Below are 17567 nucleotides of genomic sequence, written 5' to 3'. Positions count from 1 at the left end.
CAAGCTGATGACCAATGTCGTGCTTTCCCGCCGGGGGTTTCTCGCTTCCGCCTGCTGCCTTGCCGCGGCGCCGATCTTCACGCCCGTTACTTTCGCCGCCATGCCGGGCGACAACCGTTTCGTGACGATCGTGCTGCGTGGCGCGATGGACGGTCTGGCGCTCGTGCAGCCGTATGGGGAGGCGGGCTTCTCGGCACTGCGACCGACGCTTGCGCTGACGCCTGATACCGGCCTGCTCGATCTCGACGGGCATTTCGGGCTGCATCCCGTTGCGGCCGATCTGCTGCCGCTTTGGAAGAACCGGGAGCTTGCTTTCGTGCAGGCGGTCTCGACGCCATACCGCGATCAGCGCAGCCATTTCGACGGGCAGGACATGCTGGAATCGGGTGGGGAGCATGTGCAGGAGGAAAAGACCGGCTGGCTCAACCGCGCATTGGCGGTCATTCCCCGCTCGGACGCGAGAAAGGCGATCGACATCAACACCTCGACCGAGCTCATCCTGTCCGGACCCAGCAATGTCGACGTCTGGGCATCCGATTCCGATCTCGGGCCGGCCAAGGACGAGATGCAGTTTCTGAAGCGGCTCTATGCGGGCGATCCCGCTTTCGCCAAGGCCATGGAAGAAGCGACGCGCGCCAATGCCGCCTCTGTCATGACCGAGCCCGATGGCCCGAGAGGCGAGAAGATCGCCGATATCGCGGCCCTCGCCGGCAAGATGCTGAAGGGCGACTACAGGATTGCGAGCTTCTCGATCACGGGCTGGGATACACATGTCGCGCAGGTCGGTCAGTTCAAGCGACCGGTGCAGGATCTGGCTCAGGCGATCACGACGCTGAAGGCGACACTCGGCCCTGACATATGGGCAAAGACGGTCGTGCTGGCGATGACTGAGTTCGGGCGCACCGTGCGCGAGAATGGGTCGGGCGGTACCGACCACGGCACGGGTGGCTGCGCGGTTCTGGCCGGCGGTGGCATCAATGGCGGGCGTATGCTCGGGCGATGGCCGGGGCTCGCCGAGCCGCAGCTCCTCGATGCGCGTGACCTTGCGCCCACCGCCGACGTGCGCGAACTGGCTGCGGCGATGCTTAACCGGCAATTCGACGTCAGCGCCGATGACCTTACGGCAAAGATCTTCCCGGGCGTGAGCTTCGACAAGGGATCGCAATTCCTGCGGGCGTGATCTACCGTTCCACGAAGGCGCGCAGGCGCTCGAGCGCGTCGTCCCATTGTCGTGAGACGCTGTCGAGATAGGCGCGCATTTCACCGATCCGGTCGGGCTGGAAGGCGTAATGGCTTTCGCGCCCAACCTTGCTGGAGCGCACGAGGCCAGCCTGTTCCAGCACATGTAGATGTTTCGTCACGGCCTGCCGGGTCAGGACGGTGCCGACCGAGAGCCCCGCGATCGAGCGTTCGCGCCCGTCGCTGAGGGTCGTCAGCAGTGACAGGCGCGTCGGGTCTCCCAGAGCGGCGAACAGGATCGCCGCGTTTTCACGGTGACGTTCGACGTTATCGATCGACGTATTCCTTGACGTTTTTCATCTGTGCGGCCCAGCCGCCATCGTTCATCCGGAAGGCCTCCTCACGGCGATGCGGGGGCACCTTGTCGAAGCCGGACTCGGTAACCGTCAGGCGAGAGCCCGACGGCGTCGGTTCCAGGCGGAATTCGACGAGGGTCGGTGGCTCGCCGGAATAGTCGACATCGGGGTCGATCGCGTAGGGATGCCAGGTGAAGGAAAACAGCTCAGGCTCCTCCATGCGCTTGACGGTCGCTTGCCACTGTATGTGCTCGTAGCCCGGATAGGTCATGTGGCCGGTGGAGTTCTCACCCGGCACGAAGGGACCGTCCAGCTGGACCCGGAACCATTCGCCGAATTCGCGATGATCGGTAATGGCCTTCCAGACGCGTTCGACAGGTGCATTCAGTTCTATAACCTTCTCGATGCGATCAGACATATCGGCAACCTCCTGGTTGCCTTTTTATCTCACTTCGGTGACTTAATGGCAACCAAAAAGTTGCGCATTCTTATCCGAGGACGTCGTAGATGCGGAAGATGAAGCTGATCTGATAGAGCAGATTGAGGCAGACGAAGGCCATGTGGAAACGGCGGTTGGCGGTCCAGGCGGCGACGACGCAGAGGATCACATAAATGATGTTGCGCGCCGGGTACTCCCAGCCGATCGACTGGATGTGATCGGCACCCTTGATCGCGGTGTCGATGATGTCGACGGCGTAGGTGATGGCGAGCGTGCCAAAGAACCAGCGCCGGCGTGAATAGAAATACTCCTCATAGCCGCCGTATTCGTCGAGCGAGGCGGGAAAGAGCAGGGCGCAGAGCATGAAGAACAGGCAGCAGAAGGAGACGAGGAAAAGGTAGATGCCGAAATGCAGGACCGGCACCGCCTGCAGCCGATACTCCCACCACCAGATATGGATGATGAAGAGGAACATGGAGGCAGCCCAGCCGAGATGGACGGCATAGGGTCTGGCCTTTCCCGGGTGCTGGATGATGCCGGCGATCCCCGTCAGCAGCCGTGCGAGGCTCAGCGAGATCACCATTCCCATCACGACCTTGATGTGGAGGAAGACCTCGGGAGAGCTGACGGCTTCCATGCGTCACTCCGCCGGAACGGGCGTCGGCTGGCCCTGTTCGTCAAGGGCAACCATGATGAAGGTCGCCGCCGTCACCCGTTCCATGTTGTTGTAGCGGGCGCGCGTTGCCCATGCCTCGACGGAGAGCGTGATCGAGGTGCGACCGACGCGTTCGATCGTCGTATAGACAGAGAGCGTGTCGCCGATCTTTACCGGCAGGGCGAAGGCCATTTCCTTGACGGCAGCGGTCACCACGCGGCCCTTGGCGCGCTCGGATGCCATGATGCCCGAGGCAAGGTCCATCTGTGCCATGACCCAGCCGCCGAAAATATCGCCCGCCGGATTGGCGTCGGCGGGCATCGCGACCGTACGAAGGGTCAGGGCGCCGTTCGGCTTGGCGTTGTCGGTCATGCGGAACTCCTATCTGGATGCGTACTCGATTCCGCCGGAGCCTAGCTTATTGGCCGGCAATTCCAAATCGAATTGAGGCGGAGCCGGATGTGTGCGCATCCGATCCGCGGAGCTGTGGAGGACATGGCTGGGATCAGCCGTGTGTTGCCCGTGCAACCATTTGTTTTGTTTTGCGCAACCCGCTTGAATTTGCGCCTTGCGATAGTAAGCTGCGGCCAGACGATGGAACGGAGTTTGTGCATGCCGGTTTCGATGCTTGTCTCCTGTCGCTCCGCTTTTCCTCTGGTCATGCTTCTATCCGTCCTATTTGCTCCCCTCGGCGCGTACGCGGCTGATTTTGATGCCGAGCGGATGGCGCCGGAACGGGAGTGGGCTGTTATCGTCAGCCCTTATGCCTGGGCCGCGTCGCTCAAGGGAAGCGGTTCTCTCGCCGGTTTCGATACCGATGTCGACGTGCCATTCTCGGAGATATTCGACCATCTCGATCTCGTGGCGATGGGCAATATCGAGCTGACGAACGGCCAATGGGGCGTCTATTTCGATGGGCAATACGTCAAGACCAGCCAGAGCGAGGACGTGTTCGCGCATGAAATCGGGCTTGATATAACGACCACAACCCTTTCGGCCGGCGCCTTTTACAAGGCGTACGAACAGCAACTCGGCGGTGACACCGTGTTCGGAAAGCCGCGCACGCTGTCGATCGAGCCGACGGCAGGTGTTCGCTGGACGGAACTCAAGGCGGATGTGCAGGCTTTCGGCCTGCGAACCAAGAAGAGTGCGGATTGGACCGATCCTTTCGTCGGCTTGCGCATGAATGCCGACCTGACCGAGCGATGGAACCTGTTTGCCGAGGCGGATGTCGGCGGTTTTGACGTCGGCTCGAAGGTCAGCGTCAACGCGCAGGCCTATCTCGGCTACCGCACGATGATGTTTGGACACCCGACAATTCTGCGGGCCGGCTACCGGCTGCTCTATCAGGATTACGAGAACGACGACTTTACCGGCGCCAACAAGTTCCGCTGGGACGTGAGCCAGCACGGGCCGGTCATCGGGCTTTCGATGCGCTTCTAGCAGTCAACCAACACGGATTGGAGTTGCTCATGTTGTTCGTCAGGAATTCCTTTTTACGGTCGCTTCTTTCTGCGTCGCTCGGCGCGATGCTGGCGCTCGGGCCGATGGTGGCCGAAGCCTGCACCCGCGTTGTCTATCTCGGGCCCAACGACAATATCATCACGGCGCGGTCCATGGACTGGAAGAACGACGTCGCGACCAATCTCTACATCCTGCCGCGCGGTATCGAGCGAAGCGGCGAGGCAGGGCCGAACTCCATCAAGTGGACCGCAAAATACGGAAGCGTGGTTGCGACCGGTTATGACGTCTCGACCACTGACGGGGTCAATGACGCAGGCCTCAATGTCAATCTTCTGTGGCTGGTGGAATCCGAATACCCGCCGTTCGGCAAGGACAGCAAGCCGGGACTGACGATAGCCGCCTGGGCGCAATACGTTCTCGACAATTTCGCGACCGTCGACGAAGCGGTCAAGGCGCTTGAAAAGGAGCCTTTCACTGTCGTCACGGATAATGTTCCGGGTGAAAACCGGTTGACGACGCTGCATCTCTCGATGTCGGACGCGACGGGCGACAGTGCCATCGTCGAATACGTCAAGGGCAAGCAGGTCATTCATCACGACCGCAAATATCAGGTGATGACGAACTCGCCGATCTTCGAGCAGCAACTCGCGCTCAATTCCTACTGGAAGCAGATCGGCGGCACCGTCATGCTTCCCGGCACGAACCGGGCTTCCGATCGGTTCGCCCGGGCCTCCTTCTACATCAACGCGATCCCGAAGGACGAAGATCCGAACCGCGCTCTCGCCAGCGTGTTCAGCGTCATCAGAAATGCCTCGGTTCCCTTTGGATTGAACACGCCCGACGAACCCAACATCTCGTCCACGCGCTGGCGCACGGTCTTCGATCACAAGCGCAAGCTCTATTTCTTCGAGTCGGCGCTGACGCCGAACACCTTCTGGGTGGACCTGAAGACCATCGATTTCTCCAAGGAGACAGGCAAGGTCAAACGTCTCGACCTCGGCGAAAACCAGGATCACACCTATTCCGGCGACGCCACCAAGGATTTCAAGGAAGCGAAGCCGTTCATTTTCCTCGGACTGCACTAGGCAGATCGAGTGACGTAGCCTGAGAGGACTTCCATGAAACGCCTTCTCGGAGGGTTCATCGGCTCGCTGTCGGTCGTGGGGATCGCGGCCGGCTTCGCATTCTTCGCGGCATCGCTGACACCAAGCCTGATGCCGCGATCCTTTATCGTGCAGGGAGCGCTGTCGGGCATCAGTGCTGCGGTCGGCTATTTCTTCGGAGTGGTGCTGACCTGGCTCTGGCAATATCTCGAACTGCCGGCGGCGAGAACCAGATTGCTGACGCTGAAAAGCGTCGTTTTCGCCGGCGGCTTGCTGGTGTCCGTCGGCTTCCTGTGGAGGGCCGCCGCCTGGCAGAACTCGATCCGCGAGCTCTGGCATATGCCGCCGCTGGATACCGCCGAACCGACAAAGCTGGCAGCTGTCGCGGCTGTCGTCTTCGTCGTCGCGATCCTTGTGGGGCGGCTCTTTGAGTTGACGGTTTCATCGATCTCGAAGCTGCTGAACCGCTTCGTTCCCCGTCGCGTCTCGAATGTGGTCGGCGGCCTTCTTGCGGTTCTTCTCTTCTGGTCGGTGGTTGAGGGCGTGTTGCTGCGAGGGGCGCTGCACCTTGCCGACTCGTCTTTCCGCAAGGTCGATGCGCTTGTCGAGGACGACGTTCCGGTACCCGCCGACGTCATGCACACCGGCAGTGCGGCTTCGCTTGTGTCCTGGGACGGACTTGGTCGCCAGGGGCGGCACTTCATCGCATCCGGGCCGACGGCTGCTGATATCGGAGCCTTCTGGAAGTCCGCAGCCAAAGAACCGGTGCGGGTCTATGTCGGCCTGAACAATGCCGACACGATCGAGGCCCGGGCGAAGCTCGCGCTGGAGGAAATGAAGCGAGTGGGGGCCTTTGATCGTTCGCTGCTTGTGATTATCGCGCCGACGGGGACCGGGTGGATCGATCCGGCCGCGCTGGATACGCTCGAATATCTGCACCACGGCGATGTCGCCAGCGTCGGTCTGCAATACTCGTACCTTACGAGCTGGCTTTCACTGCTGGTGGAGCCCGAATACGGCGCCGACTCTGCCCGGGCGCTGTTTCGCGAGGTCTATCGCTACTGGACCAGCCTGCCGCGCGACAAGCGACCGAAGCTCTATCTGCATGGCCTCAGCCTCGGCGCGCTCAACTCGCAGATATCGGCCGATATCTTCGACATCGTCGCCGATCCGTTTCAGGGGGCGCTGTGGAGCGGCCCGCCTTTCGAGAGCGCGACGTGGCGCGCTGTGACGGCAGCGCGGGATCCACAATCGCCTGCCTGGCTGCCACGCTTCCGTGACGGCTCGATCATCCGCTTTACCAACCAGAACAATGCTCTCGATATCCCCGGAGCTATCTGGGGGCCGATACGGATCGTCTATCTGCAATACGCCAGTGATCCCGTTACCTTCTTCGATGCGCATTCGTTTTACCGGGAGCCGGACTGGATGAAGGCGCCGCGCGGCCCTGATGTGACGCCGAGCCTCACTTGGCTTCCCGCGCTGACGATGCTGCAATTGTTGTTCGACATGGCGATCGCGACTACGTCGCCTATTGGCTACGGGCATGTCTACGCGCCTCAGCATTACATCGACGCCTGGGTTGCTGTGACCAATCCCGCCATCACCGCGGGACAGGTCGATGAACTGAAGCGCTTTTTCGAGGCGAAGGAGGAGGCGAACGCATCTCAGGACTGACGGTGACCACCAATCTCATGTTCCGAATGTGGATATTGGTGTGGGTTAACCACGTTCCTTAGGCTTTCATTTAGGCTCGCGTATCAGTTTGCGCCGCAGTGGCTGGGAAACCACATTTTCGAGGTTTGAACATGACCTATAGCGGCTTGCTCCTTTCTGCCATTGTGGCCGGCCTGATCACGATTCTTGCGATCGGTAGCCGTCCGGCGAACGAAACTGCGTCCAATTGGCCGCAGATGGATCTTTCCAAGACCGACAGGATTGTCACCGGCAGCGTGCCGCCGCGATGAGCGAGTGTTAAGCATGTGGCTCACCTCTCTCGCGGTGCCGGTAGACGATGCAAGATTTCGCCCCTATGAAATGACGGGTCTGTGCAAGCTCGCGTTAACAGGCGCGCGCTATGTGTCGGGCATAGTCAAGGCATCGAGTTTATGAGTAATTACAGCCCGCGTTACGATACCATCTGTGATCCGCTGGATATGTGGATGGTTTGGGACAATCAGACTGAAGAGCCGGCGTCATTCGGCGGCCAGATCATGCACGGCCTGACGGAAGGCTACGCCAACGAAGTCGCCAAGATCATGAACGAGATCTATAGCCGCGACAGCGTTCGGACCCACGAGATCAAGGTGTCGCGCCCGACATCGGTACGCTTCGCCGGCTGAGCCGCCGGCATACTGCTATCTTCACTGTACCTCCCTTTGGCGTCTGGCTCAGGCCGGGCGTTGCCGCTATCGTTTCCTGATCCAGATATCCGACATCAGATTGTGCGGGTTCGCTGCCCGCCGGGAGGCAGATGCGGTGGACAACAGGGAACTTTTTTCGAAGGCCGCCAATCACGCTGCACGCTTTCGCGACCACGTCGCGGAAGGGCCGCAGCGCCCCCGCACGGATTATGCGGGGGCGCTCGCCGATTTTTCCGAGACGCTTCCCGAGGGGGCGACACCGGCGGAAACCGTTCTCGATGACCTCGTCACCCGGGCCGAACCCGGCCTTCACGCCATGACCGGGCCACGATTTTTCGGGTGGGTCATCGGCGGCTCGCATCCGATGGGTGTGGCCGCCGACATTTTGACCAGCGCCTGGGGACAGAACACCGGCAATCACACCGCTACGCCGGCTGCCGCCGCCGTCGAGACCATCGCCAGTCGCTGGCTGCTGGAATTGCTTGGCCTGCCGCTGTCCTGTTCCGTCGGCTTCGTCACCGGCGCGACGGTTGCGAATTTCACGTGTCTGGCGGCCGCCAGGGGCGAGGTTCTGATGCAGGCAGGTTGGGATGCCGATGCGCTCGGCCTGTTCGGGGCACCGCCGATCAGCATCCTGATCGGCGACGACGCGCATACGACGGTCTTTTCCGCCCTGCAGTTTCTGGGGCTTGGTCATGATCGCGTTGTCAGGATCGCGACCGACGAACAGGGGCGGATAAAGCCCGATGCCTTCGGTGAGGCGATTGCGGGAGTGGCGGGGCCCTGTATCGCAATTCTTCAGGCAGGGCAGATCAATACAGGCCATTGCGATGATTTTGCGCAGCTGATTCCGATGGCGAAGACCAAGGGAGCCTGGGTTCACGTCGACGGTGCGTTTGGTCTATGGGCGCAGGCGTCGGCGCGCCGCCGCCATCTCACGGATGGTGCGGCGCTTGCGGACAGCTGGGCGACCGACGGCCACAAGTGGCTGCAGACGCCTTATGACTGTGGCTATGCGATCATCCGCAATGAACTCGCTCACCGGCGCGCCATGACGATTGCCGCCAGTTATCTTCCGTTCGCGCGCGAGGGCGAGCGTGATCCCTCGCACTATGTTCCCGAACTCTCGCGGCGCGCGCGCGGATTTTCCACCTGGGCCATGATCCGACACCTTGGCCGATCCGGTATCGAAGCCTTGGTCGATCGCTGCTGCGATGCTGCCCAGAGGATCGCGACGGCGCTCGCTTCGGAGCCCGGCATAGCGATCGGCAACAGCGTTGTCCTGAATCAGGCCATTGTCCGATTCGGTACCGATTTGCCGGCAGAGCAGGCCGACGCATTGACAACGGAGACGATCGCCGAGCTGCAGCGGGTTGGCCGTATCTTCGCAGGTGGTGCGACGTGGCGCGGACGACAGATCATGCGGCTGTCGGTAAGCAATTATCAAACCGATATGTCGGAAGCGGAGAAGGCGGCAGAGGCAATCATCAGTGCCTATCGTGCGGTCCGACACGGGTGAACGGGCCCGACGCTGCAGCATCGGCAGAGCCAGCATTCGACGCCACGACTTCTTGGGGAAATGTCATCGGCTCCGGCGGGTAAGTTTTCGTTCACCGTTTTTTACTAAATTTCGGGTGAAGTCTTTTGGTCACTGCCGATACCCGGAAGCGATGAGAGTATGGCGTTTGTTTCCCATCTGCGGCGTTCCTTGCTGCCAGTGCTGCTTTCGACAGCATTGACGACCTGTTCCACGGACGGGCTCGTACCTCCCGGCGATGTCGACAGCGGCATGAAGGTGAGTTCCATTGCTCCCCAGAAGCATTATGCGGCGCCGGTCCAGATGCCGAGCGCTGACGTTCAGCCGGCATATCCCGTTTCCACGCAGCCCGTCCGCGATACCTCGCAATCCGTCGATTATCTCAATACGCCCAATCTCGCGGGCACCGGGCATTCGGCGCGGATGGCGCAGCCGATGCCGGCGTCACAAGCGCTGCCACGCATTGGCAGCGATGAAGCCTCTGCCGGTGCTCGCGGCATGGCCGGCCAGTTCTCAGGACAGCCGCAGACGTGGGGCGGCACGCAACAGCTTGCTGTTCCGGCGGGCGGCGTCAACATGGACGCGGAACTCGGCGCTGAACCAGTCACCGGGCTTGCCGCCGAGGAAGAACAGCAGATCGCCGAAGGTCAATCCGATCAACCGGTCGTGGACGGCATCGGGACGGATAGTCCGACGCAGATAAATCGGACGCGGGCTCCGCGGCCAGCCAGCGAAGCGGCGATGAGCGCGGCCCCTTCCTGGGGTGACGGACGACCAGTCGTCGCTCCGGCCAGGGTTCCGGAGGAAAACGAGACTGAGGTGGCGATGCTGCGCCCCAACAATCCGATGATGAGCACTCCGGCGCCGGTCGATCCCGGCGTGATGCCGAGCTCCGAGCTTGCATGCCGCCGCGAGCTGAAGCGCATGGGCGTCGTCTTCACCGACAAGCCGCCGATCTCCCAGGGACCGGCCTGCCAGGTTCCGTACCCGGTTTCGCTGCAGGGCCTGTCGGGCAATATCGCCGTCAAGCCGGCAGTCGTGCTCAACTGCCAGGTGACGCTTGCCTTTGCGAAGTGGGTCAAGAACGAGCTCGCACCGTCAGCGCGCTTCCGCTACTGGTCCGGCATCAAGACGATCCAGCCGCTTGGCGGATACAGCTGCCGGCGCATGAACAACAGCCGCCAGAAATACAATCCGATGTCCGAACATGCGCGCGGAAACGCGATCGACGTCGGCAAGTTCGTCCTGAAGAGCGGCCACGAGATCGATGTCCGCAAGAAGGGGCTTTTCTCCTTCCGCGAGGGGCGATTGCTGAAGGCGGTTCGCAGCGACAGCTGCAAATATTTCAACACCGTTCTCGGCCCGGGCAGCAACCCGGAGCACTGGAACCATTTCCATTTCGACCTGCGGGCACGCCAGAGCGGCAAGGCCTACTGCGACTAATCGCGATCCGGCCAACCCCCAATGCATAGAACGAAGGAAGAGTAGAATCTTTCGTTCTTTCAGCGTTTCGTGAATACGAATACTCTGTTCGCGCGTTACAGGATGTCAAACGTGCTCGCGGCGGCTATATAGCGCGAGTAATTCCGCGCTAACCTAGAAAAAAGCCCTATGGCCCCAATCATTTCCATCCGTGATCTCACCAAGACATACGCAAATGGCTTCCAGGCACTAAAAGGTATCGATCTCGATGTAGAACGCGGGGAAATCCTCGCGCTGCTCGGCCCGAACGGTGCCGGCAAGACGACGCTGATTTCGATCGTCTGCGGCATTGCCAACCCAAGTGGCGGCCATGTCCTCGTCGACGGCAAGGATGTCGTGAAGGACTTCCGGCTGACGCGATCGATGATCGGTCTCGTTCCGCAGGAATTGACCACGGACCAGTTCGAGACCGTCTGGAATACGGTGAGCTTTTCGCGGGGATTGCACGGCAAGAAGGCCAATCCCGCCCATATCGAGAAGGTGCTGCGCGATCTCTCGCTCTGGGACAAGAAGGACAACACGCTTCGGCAGCTTTCCGGCGGCATGAAGCGGCGCGTGCTGATCGCCAAGGCCCTGTCGCACGAGCCGATGGTGCTTTTCCTCGATGAGCCGACAGCCGGGGTCGACGTCGCGTTGCGCAAGGACATGTGGGAGGTCGTGGCGACGCTGCGCCGGGCAGGCGTCACGATCATCCTGACGACGCACTACATCGAAGAGGCGGAAGAGATAGCCGATCGCGTCGGCGTCATCAATGGCGGCAAGCTCCTGCTGGTGGAGGAGAAGAGCACGCTGATGAGGAAGCTCGGGCGCAAGCAGTTGATCCTCGAACTCAGCGAGCCGTTGCCAGTCTTGCCGCCGGAGTTTGCCGGAAACGGTCTGTCGCTCTCCGATGATGGAAGCCGGCTCGTCTATGATTTCGACTCGCAGAACGAACAGGAAAGCATCGCGGCGCTGCTGACGCGGCTCGGCCAGCACAACATCCATTTCAAGGACCTGTCCACACAGCAGACCTCGCTCGAGGACATTTTCGTGGCGCTCGTGGGAGGGGCAAAATGAACTTCGAGGCCATCAAGTCCATCTACTTCTTCGAAATGGCGCGGACCCGCCGCACGCTGCTTCAGAGCGTCGTCTCGCCCGTCATTTCGACATCGCTCTATTTCATCGTCTTCGGGGCAGCGGTCGGCTCGAGGATCCAGGAGGTCGAGGGGGTATCCTACGGCGCCTTCATCACGCCGGGGCTCATCATGCTGACGCTGCTCGGCCAGTGCATCAGCAACGGCTCGTTCGGCATCTATTTTCCGAAGTTTACCGGGACGATCTACGAGGTCCTGTCGGCACCGGTCGCCATGACCGAGATCTTGCTGGGCTATGTCGGGGCTGCTGCCACGAAGGGGCTGATGATCGGCGTGATCATCCTTCTGACGGCGAATATCTTCGTCGATGTCCGGATCGAGCACCCGTTCATGATGGTGCTGTTCTTCCTGCTGACGGCGATCACCTTCAGCCTGTTCGGCTTCATGATCGGCATCTGGGCCAGCAACTTCGAGCAGCTCAACCTTATCCCGATGCTGGTCGTCCCACCGCTGACGTTCCTTGGTGGCAGCTTTTACTCGATCAACATGCTGCCGCCATTCTGGCAGGCCGTCAGCCATTTCAATCCAGTGCTCTATCTCGTCAGCGGTTTCCGCTGGAGCTTTTACGGCATCGCCGACGTCAACCCGCTGGTCAGCCTCGGGATGATCTCGATCTTCCTGGCCTTGTGCCTGGGGACGCTCGGCTGGATGTTCAAGACCGGATATCGTCTGCGCAACTGAGGTAAGGTCAGGCACCGGTGCCTGACCCCGGGGGATCAGGCGGAGGCGCCTGACCCTGGAGATCACGGAGCCGAGGAGCGCACGGCCAGACGGAAGTTGCCGTCGGTTGTGGAGTGGATGTCGAGCAGGTTCGACCGCTCCATCCATTCCGTTGTCCATGCCGGCTGCTCACCGCTCTTGTCCGCCTGCCAGACGACAATGGCGGGGTGGGCGCCGACAATGGCGGCGGTATCCGGTGTCACGACAAGAGCGTTCGGAAGCCATATCTTGAGGTTTCCGGCGAGCGGTACGTTCTCTGCAAGAATGACGGTGGCGTCGGTCAAGACGGCGGCACGTGCCTGGGAGGCGAGGGCAGCGTAGGGCGCCGAGTTGTCGTCATCCTTGCCGCGCAACGGCTCCGTCAGTTCGCCGATGAGGATCACGACGAGGAACGACATGACGATCCCCGCCGATACCAGGGTGAACTGCCGTGTGGCCTTTTCCGATCGGACGTTGGCCGCGGCAACCTTGCAGGCGAGATAGACGGGCAGAAGCAGAAAATAGATCGCCAGCCATTTCGGGCGCACGGTCGTCGCATCGACGGCGATCAGCACGACGAAGACCAGCAGCAGCGATATCAGAAGCATGCGCCCGGTCAGGCGCGTCCACTTGCTCTCGGCCCTGACGATATCGGCAAGCTGGCTCCTGTAGGCCAGCGCGAAAAGCGCGAGCGTGATCGCGGAGCATTTGACCACGGAAAGCAGGAGGGCGGCCGCGGCCGTCAACCATTTGGGAAGCGATCCGCTTGCGGCTTCCTGCATCTCCTCCACGGTTGCGCCTGTTGCCATGCCGAAATTATCGTGAACCCAGTTCAGATGCGGGGCGACGACAGCAAGCCCGACGACGACGGTAATCGCCACGCGCCAGTCGAGCGCGCGGGCACGCCAGTCCTTGTCCAGCAGCAGCGCAATCCCCGCTGCGATCGGGAGAACCGCAAAATTATACTTGGCAAGAAAGCCGATCCCGGCCGTAAGCCCGACAAGAGCGTAGTTCAACGCGGTCGGACGCTTGAGGGCAGAAAAGAGACAGAGAAGAAACAGCGCGACGGCCAGAAAGGCACCGACTGTATGCGTCAGGTCGCGCTGGGAGAGGAGAAAAACCGCCGGCAGTGTCACGGCACCTATGGCGGCAAGCTCTGCGCATTCCTTGCGTTCCGTGGCAACTCGCGTTGCCACGCCAAGACAGAGACAGCTTAGAAAGAGCAGCAGGTCCTTGAGCAACGACAGCGATAGGATCGACGTGCCGAACGCATGGGTCGAGATCCAGGCGAGCCAGTTGTAGAACGGCGGCTGGTTGCCGTAACCCAGCCACATGAATTGCGACAGGAATGCCAGCTGGTTTTCGTCGGCGGAAAGGTCGTTGCCGCGCAACAGACGTGCGATCAGGGCCAATGCAAAGTAGCTTGCAAGCATGGCCATTGGAAGCGAGATCGTTACGTCCAGGCGGCGGTGCCACGGACGTTCCGCTTGGCTGCTGATATCAGTCAAATTGTTTTCCCAGGCATCCTGATCCGAACGGATCGGTGAATCCGAGCCCGCAACATTGCTTATGAAAGCATCGGGAGCAACCGACGGAGGCCGTCAGATGGACGATTTGCGACCACTGATGCCGGAAAACCCCATCAGATTTTGCGTCGCTCGTTCATTTTCGTTGATCGTGCCGAACCGGAATTCGCACCTTATGGCCGACTAATCGCGCATCCGCAGTTCGTCCGTCTGCATCTGCAGCGACCCCAGGGTTTCCAGAAAACTCATGCCGAGAAGGCTCTGATCGAGCTTGCCGTCCTCGGCAACGCTGGCCACGACATTGTTGCGCACGATCGGGCCGATCGAGACCTCGGCAAGGGTAACAGGTGCGGCACTGGCGCGACCGTTGGCGGTCATCACGGACATGGAATAGGTCAGGTTCTCAGGGATGATACCAACGCGTTCGGCATCTTCACGCGACAGGGCGATCATGCTCGCGCCAGTGTCGACCAGCATGGGTATCGACTGGCCGTTGACCATCACTTCGGCCTCGAAATGGCCGTTCAAGAGCTTGTGGAGAATGACCTCCTTGCCGCCTTCGCTTGTCGTTACCACGACGGCACGGCCGGGAACGAGGCCGGCGAGGAGGCGGTTGCCTACGCCCGACGCTTCCTGCCTGTAGAGGTAGACTGTCGCGAGCCCGAGGATCAGGACCAGCCAGATCATGATGTTGCGGAGTGTTTCGCCAGCGCTGATCCGCCTGGACCAGATGCCGGCCGCCAGCATAAGGGCAATCGGCAGCAGGTAGGCCACGCGTCCGAAATCGTCGGTCCGCATGCCCATGATGCGTGCGTTATCGTGATTGAAAAGCAGGACAGCCAGGCCGATGCCGAGTACCGCGAGAAGGACAACCATACGGCTCATGCACGATGCTCCAGGGCTGTCGCACTCGTGCGACGGAGCCGCTGCGGCAGCAACGTCATGATCGTATCGCGTTGCTCCTCACTGAGCGACATCCAGCCTGCGATTTCGTCAAGCGTGCGGCCGCAGCCAACGCAGAAACCATTGGCGGGATCGATAGAGCATACGTTGATGCAGGGCGTGCGCATGACGAGCTTTATCGTTGTTTCACAAGGCCATGGCAAGGGCGCAGAGGCAGGCGATCTCGGAAATCTGTGCGGTTGCGCCGAGCGTGTCGCCGGTGTGGCCGAGCAGGCGCTTGCGGGTGTAGGTCGTGAAAACGACAGTGCTCACGCCTGCCGCAAGAACAGCGCAGACGAGGGGCAGGAGGCCGAGGCTCGGCCAGATGAGGAGGCCCGCAAGCAGGCAGCCCGACACGACGGCGATCTGCATGGCGCTTTCGTTCGGCTGGCCGGAGGCGGCGGCAACACCATCGGGCTTTGCCGGCGGCAGACGATACCAGTGCCAAACGAGGGCGCTGCGGCTGATGCAGGCGGCAGCGGGCAGGGCAAGCGCGGCGGCAATGGGCGCCTCCGCGCGCGCGACGGCTGCGAGCGCGGCAGCGCGAAGCGAAAATGACAGAACGAGAGAAATTGCGCCGTAAGTGCCGATCCTGCTGTCCTTCATGATCGACAGGCTGTGTTCACGATCGCGACCGCCGCCAATGCCGTCGGCGCAATCGGCCAAGCCGTCTTCGTGCAATGCGCCTGTCAGAATGCACAGAACGGACAATGCCACCAGTGCCGACATCAGCCTGTCACCGTGCAGGGACAGCATCAGGAAAAACACCAGAGCCGGCGGAAGGGCAATGATCACGCCCGCGACGGGAAAGGCGCGTGCAACACGGTCGAGCTTGCCGTCATAGCCTGCGAACGCCGCCCGCGGCATCGGAATTCGGCTGAGGAAACCGATCGCCCGGGCGATATCCGCCCCGTAGTTTCCGATGTTCATGCAGGCTTGCTCCGCGACCATATTGCAGCGCTTTTGCAGTTGTTCGCCTGAGCTGCTGCCTTTAAGAGAGTGGCCACGAAAGAAGCTGATTTGCAGCGAAAATACAAGTTAGAGACAAGGAAGCCGCATTCATGAGCGTTTCAGGCCTGCCGTTCGACGATTTCCGGGCATTGCTGCGCGAGCTGCCGGGACCGGATGCCGCCGCATTGGTTGCTGCGCGCGAACGCGATGCGCAGCTGACAAAGCCGCCGGGCGCGCTCGGTCGCCTTGAAGAAATCGCCTTCTGGCTTGCGGCATGGACCGGCCGCGCACCTGCGGTCAACCGGCCGCTGGTGGCGATCTTTGCGGGCAATCATGGTGTCGTGAGGCAGGGGATCACGCCTTTCCCGCCGTCCGTCACCCAGCAGATGGTGGAGAACTTCGCAGCGGGCGGTGCAGCGATCAACCAGATCTGCGTTGCCTACGATCTCGGCCTGAAGGTCTTCGATCTGGCGCTCGACTATCCGACCGGAGACATTACCGAGGAAGCCGCGCTTTCCGAACGCGACTGTGCCGCGACGATGGCCTTCGGCATGGAGGCGATTGCCGGCGGTACGGACCTGCTTTGCATCGGCGAAATGGGCATCGGCAATACGACGATCGCCGCAGCGATCAACTATGCGCTCTACGGCGGTTCCGCCCGTGACTGGGTCGGACCGGGCACCGGCTCCGAAGGCGAGATGCTGGAGCGGAAGATCGCGGCCGTCGAGAAGGCCGTGGCGCTGCATCGCGACCACCTGCACGATCCGCTCGAGATCATGCGCCGCCTTGGCGGCAGAGAGATCGCTGCCATGGCCGGCGCCATCCTTGCCGCACGCGTCGAGCGGATTCCTGTGCTGATCGACGGCTACGTCGCGACGGCTGCCGGCGCAATCCTCAAGGCCGCCAACCCGTCTGCGCTCGACCACTGCCTCATCGGCCATGTCTCCGGTGAGCCCGGCCACCTGCGCGCCATCGAGATGCTCGGAAAAACGCCGTTGCTCGCCCTCGGTATGCGCCTTGGCGAAGGCACCGGTGCTGCGCTGGCGGCCGGTATCGTCAAGGCCGCTGCGGCATGCCATTCCGGCATGGCGACCTTTGCCCAGGCAGGCGTGACGAACAAGCACTGAGCATCGGTGTCCGTGACAGTTTTGTGACGGAGCCTTGCGGTACGGGTCGGTTAACGGTATTCGCATCTTCTGAAACATGGCGGCCGAAGGCGCCGCCATCGACTTGACGAATGAGGCCGCTTGATGAAACCCGCCGTAACGAAGCTGACCGGCTTCAGCCACTTCTTTGCCGCCGCCGGCTATTCGCTCGGCGGCTTTCGTCGGCTGATCAAGGAAGCAGCGTTTCGCCAGGAACTGCTGTTCTTCGCGGTTTCCATCATTCTGCTGCTCGCCGTCGGGGCGACGCTTTCCGAACTGATGATCGCCGTCGTGCTGTTTCTGGCGCTGTTTGCGATCGAGGCCCTCAACACGGCCATTGAAGAAGTCATCGACCGGATATCGCCCGAGATCTCCATGGTCGGCAAACATGCGAAGGATCTCGGATCGTTTGCGGTTTTGTGCATGCTTGCGGCGTGCGGGCTGTTTTTGATGTTTACGATCGGCAAGCATCTGCTGCTCGGATAATGGCGATACAACCATTCGCACTCTATGGTTGCTTACCTAAATAGTGCACCTTGAAGGTGTGTTCACACTGTGATTACCTACCGTTGGGTCAACGGTGGGGAAATAGT

20 protein-coding genes are annotated in these 17567 nt (G+C 61.2%); 12 read left to right on the top strand and 8 right to left on the bottom strand.

Annotated features, from left to right (window positions below; all coding sequences use genetic code 11):
• Nucleotides 1-7 precede the first annotated feature (7 nt).
• Nucleotides 8-1180 carry a DUF1501 domain-containing protein gene (locus FZ934_RS07725; protein WP_153270585.1) on the top strand — a complete coding sequence of 391 codons (1173 nt, stop codon included), beginning with the start codon at nucleotides 8-10 and terminating at the stop codon, nucleotides 1178-1180.
• A 1-nt stretch (nucleotide 1181) separates the two neighbouring features.
• On the opposite strand, the gene FZ934_RS07720 is transcribed toward FZ934_RS07725, so the two are convergent.
• From FZ934_RS07720 to FZ934_RS07705, 4 genes are all read right to left on the bottom strand, one after another.
• Entirely contained in the window at nucleotides 1182-1514 is a 333-nt protein-coding gene (locus FZ934_RS07720) for an ArsR/SmtB family transcription factor (protein WP_281409932.1), read from the bottom strand.
• Complete coding sequence (locus FZ934_RS07715; RefSeq protein ID WP_113365171.1) at nucleotides 1507-1953, bottom strand: SRPBCC family protein; 447 nt, start codon at nucleotides 1951-1953, stop codon at nucleotides 1507-1509. The genes FZ934_RS07720 and FZ934_RS07715 overlap by 8 nt, the downstream gene beginning before the upstream one ends.
• A gap of 70 nt (nucleotides 1954-2023) precedes the next feature.
• Nucleotides 2024-2611 (bottom strand): hypothetical protein, encoded by a 588-nt coding sequence (locus FZ934_RS07710; RefSeq protein ID WP_153270583.1) that lies wholly within the window; start codon nucleotides 2609-2611, stop codon nucleotides 2024-2026.
• Between the two features lie 3 nt (nucleotides 2612-2614).
• The gene (locus tag FZ934_RS07705) at nucleotides 2615-3001 is read right to left on the bottom strand and encodes an acyl-CoA thioesterase (protein ID WP_113365169.1); all 387 of its coding nucleotides are present in this window, start codon (nucleotides 2999-3001) and stop codon (nucleotides 2615-2617) included.
• A 240-nt stretch (nucleotides 3002-3241) separates the two neighbouring features.
• On the opposite strand from FZ934_RS07705, the gene FZ934_RS07700 reads away from it, so the two are divergent.
• The 9 genes from FZ934_RS07700 (at nucleotide 3242) to FZ934_RS07665 (ending at nucleotide 12392) form a co-directional block, all read left to right on the top strand.
• Nucleotides 3242-4072, top strand: a complete 831-nt coding sequence (locus tag FZ934_RS07700; RefSeq protein ID WP_246737852.1) for a hypothetical protein — start codon at nucleotides 3242-3244, stop codon at nucleotides 4070-4072.
• Nucleotides 4073-4158: 86 nt separating this feature from the next.
• Nucleotides 4159-5178, top strand: a complete 1020-nt coding sequence (locus FZ934_RS07695) for a linear amide C-N hydrolase (RefSeq protein ID WP_432443615.1) — start codon at nucleotides 4159-4161, stop codon at nucleotides 5176-5178.
• Nucleotides 5179-5211: 33 nt separating this feature from the next.
• Nucleotides 5212-6873 (top strand): alpha/beta hydrolase, encoded by a 1662-nt coding sequence (locus FZ934_RS07690; RefSeq protein ID WP_153270581.1) that lies wholly within the window; start codon nucleotides 5212-5214, stop codon nucleotides 6871-6873.
• Between the two features lie 131 nt (nucleotides 6874-7004).
• Nucleotides 7005-7163, top strand: coding sequence for a hypothetical protein (locus FZ934_RS27760; RefSeq protein ID WP_194273767.1), 159 nt, complete (start codon nucleotides 7005-7007; stop codon nucleotides 7161-7163).
• Nucleotides 7164-7304: 141 nt separating this feature from the next.
• Nucleotides 7305-7538 carry a hypothetical protein gene (locus FZ934_RS07685; protein WP_153270580.1) on the top strand — a complete coding sequence of 78 codons (234 nt, stop codon included), beginning with the start codon at nucleotides 7305-7307 and terminating at the stop codon, nucleotides 7536-7538.
• 136 nt (nucleotides 7539-7674) lie between these two features.
• Nucleotides 7675-9078, top strand: a complete 1404-nt coding sequence (locus tag FZ934_RS07680; protein ID WP_153270579.1) for a pyridoxal phosphate-dependent decarboxylase family protein — start codon at nucleotides 7675-7677, stop codon at nucleotides 9076-9078.
• 159 nt (nucleotides 9079-9237) lie between these two features.
• Nucleotides 9238-10539, top strand: coding sequence for an extensin-like domain-containing protein (locus FZ934_RS07675; RefSeq protein WP_153270578.1), 1302 nt, complete (start codon nucleotides 9238-9240; stop codon nucleotides 10537-10539).
• 168 nt (nucleotides 10540-10707) lie between these two features.
• Nucleotides 10708-11634 (top strand): ABC transporter ATP-binding protein, encoded by a 927-nt coding sequence (locus tag FZ934_RS07670; protein ID WP_153270577.1) that lies wholly within the window; start codon nucleotides 10708-10710, stop codon nucleotides 11632-11634.
• A complete protein-coding gene (locus FZ934_RS07665) occupies nucleotides 11631-12392 on the top strand; it encodes an ABC transporter permease (protein WP_113365162.1) in 762 nt (253 codons plus the stop codon). Before FZ934_RS07670 ends, FZ934_RS07665 begins: the two co-directional genes overlap by 4 nt.
• Nucleotides 12393-12454: 62 nt before the next feature.
• On the opposite strand, the gene FZ934_RS07660 is transcribed toward FZ934_RS07665, so the two are convergent.
• The 4 genes from FZ934_RS07660 to FZ934_RS07645 all read right to left on the bottom strand — a co-directional run bounded on the left by FZ934_RS07660 (nucleotide 12455) and on the right by FZ934_RS07645 (nucleotide 15808).
• Entirely contained in the window at nucleotides 12455-13918 is a 1464-nt protein-coding gene (locus FZ934_RS07660; protein WP_153270576.1) for a glycosyltransferase family 39 protein, read from the bottom strand.
• A 201-nt stretch (nucleotides 13919-14119) separates the two neighbouring features.
• Nucleotides 14120-14821 carry a TIGR02281 family clan AA aspartic protease gene (locus tag FZ934_RS07655; protein WP_153270575.1) on the bottom strand — a complete coding sequence of 234 codons (702 nt, stop codon included), beginning with the start codon at nucleotides 14819-14821 and terminating at the stop codon, nucleotides 14120-14122.
• Nucleotides 14818-15006, bottom strand: a complete 189-nt coding sequence (locus FZ934_RS07650; RefSeq protein WP_153270574.1) for a DUF1289 domain-containing protein — start codon at nucleotides 15004-15006, stop codon at nucleotides 14818-14820. The genes FZ934_RS07655 and FZ934_RS07650 overlap by 4 nt, the downstream gene beginning before the upstream one ends.
• 19 nt (nucleotides 15007-15025) lie before the next feature.
• Nucleotides 15026-15808: an adenosylcobinamide-GDP ribazoletransferase gene (locus FZ934_RS07645; RefSeq protein WP_153270573.1), complete on the bottom strand. Its 783-nt coding sequence runs from the start codon at nucleotides 15806-15808 to the stop codon at nucleotides 15026-15028.
• 131 nt (nucleotides 15809-15939) lie between these two features.
• On the opposite strand from FZ934_RS07645, the gene cobT reads away from it, so the two are divergent.
• Nucleotides 15940-16956 carry a nicotinate-nucleotide--dimethylbenzimidazole phosphoribosyltransferase gene (gene cobT, locus FZ934_RS07640; protein ID WP_153270572.1) on the top strand — a complete coding sequence of 339 codons (1017 nt, stop codon included), beginning with the start codon at nucleotides 15940-15942 and terminating at the stop codon, nucleotides 16954-16956.
• A gap of 123 nt (nucleotides 16957-17079) precedes the next feature.
• Nucleotides 17080-17460: a diacylglycerol kinase gene (locus FZ934_RS07635; protein WP_153270571.1), complete on the top strand. Its 381-nt coding sequence runs from the start codon at nucleotides 17080-17082 to the stop codon at nucleotides 17458-17460.
• Nucleotides 17461-17567: the final 107 nt, after the last annotated feature.

The organism is Rhizobium grahamii (genome assembly GCF_009498215.1).
Lineage (GTDB): Bacteria > Pseudomonadota > Alphaproteobacteria > Rhizobiales > Rhizobiaceae > Rhizobium > Rhizobium grahamii_A.
Note: the sequence above shows the minus strand (reverse complement) of the source record. Positions and strands in the feature narration are given on the sequence as shown.

What these genes read in the sequence shown, in the direction of transcription:
- FZ934_RS07725 (WP_153270585.1), top strand. Translation starts at nt 8, where the DNA reads ATGACCAATGTCGTGCTTTCCCGCCGGGGGTTTCTCGCTTCCGCCTGC.
- FZ934_RS07715 (WP_113365171.1), bottom strand. Translation starts at nt 1,953, where the DNA reads ATGTCTGATCGCATCGAGAAGGTTATAGAACTGAATGCACCTGTCGAA.
- FZ934_RS07710 (WP_153270583.1), bottom strand. Translation starts at nt 2,611, where the DNA reads ATGGAAGCCGTCAGCTCTCCCGAGGTCTTCCTCCACATCAAGGTCGTG.
- FZ934_RS07705 (WP_113365169.1), bottom strand. Translation starts at nt 3,001, where the DNA reads ATGACCGACAACGCCAAGCCGAACGGCGCCCTGACCCTTCGTACGGTC.
- FZ934_RS07700 (WP_246737852.1), top strand. Translation starts at nt 3,242, where the DNA reads ATGCCGGTTTCGATGCTTGTCTCCTGTCGCTCCGCTTTTCCTCTGGTC.
- FZ934_RS07695 (WP_432443615.1), top strand. Translation starts at nt 4,159, where the DNA reads ATGCTGGCGCTCGGGCCGATGGTGGCCGAAGCCTGCACCCGCGTTGTC.
- FZ934_RS07690 (WP_153270581.1), top strand. Translation starts at nt 5,212, where the DNA reads ATGAAACGCCTTCTCGGAGGGTTCATCGGCTCGCTGTCGGTCGTGGGG.
- FZ934_RS27760 (WP_194273767.1), top strand. Translation starts at nt 7,005, where the DNA reads ATGACCTATAGCGGCTTGCTCCTTTCTGCCATTGTGGCCGGCCTGATC.
- FZ934_RS07685 (WP_153270580.1), top strand. Translation starts at nt 7,305, where the DNA reads ATGAGTAATTACAGCCCGCGTTACGATACCATCTGTGATCCGCTGGAT.
- FZ934_RS07675 (WP_153270578.1), top strand. Translation starts at nt 9,238, where the DNA reads ATGGCGTTTGTTTCCCATCTGCGGCGTTCCTTGCTGCCAGTGCTGCTT.
- FZ934_RS07670 (WP_153270577.1), top strand. Translation starts at nt 10,708, where the DNA reads ATGGCCCCAATCATTTCCATCCGTGATCTCACCAAGACATACGCAAAT.
- FZ934_RS07665 (WP_113365162.1), top strand. Translation starts at nt 11,631, where the DNA reads ATGAACTTCGAGGCCATCAAGTCCATCTACTTCTTCGAAATGGCGCGG.
- FZ934_RS07655 (WP_153270575.1), bottom strand. Translation starts at nt 14,821, where the DNA reads ATGAGCCGTATGGTTGTCCTTCTCGCGGTACTCGGCATCGGCCTGGCT.
- FZ934_RS07650 (WP_153270574.1), bottom strand. Translation starts at nt 15,006, where the DNA reads ATGCGCACGCCCTGCATCAACGTATGCTCTATCGATCCCGCCAATGGT.
- FZ934_RS07645 (WP_153270573.1), bottom strand. Translation starts at nt 15,808, where the DNA reads ATGAACATCGGAAACTACGGGGCGGATATCGCCCGGGCGATCGGTTTC.
- cobT (WP_153270572.1), top strand. Translation starts at nt 15,940, where the DNA reads ATGAGCGTTTCAGGCCTGCCGTTCGACGATTTCCGGGCATTGCTGCGC.
- FZ934_RS07635 (WP_153270571.1), top strand. Translation starts at nt 17,080, where the DNA reads ATGAAACCCGCCGTAACGAAGCTGACCGGCTTCAGCCACTTCTTTGCC.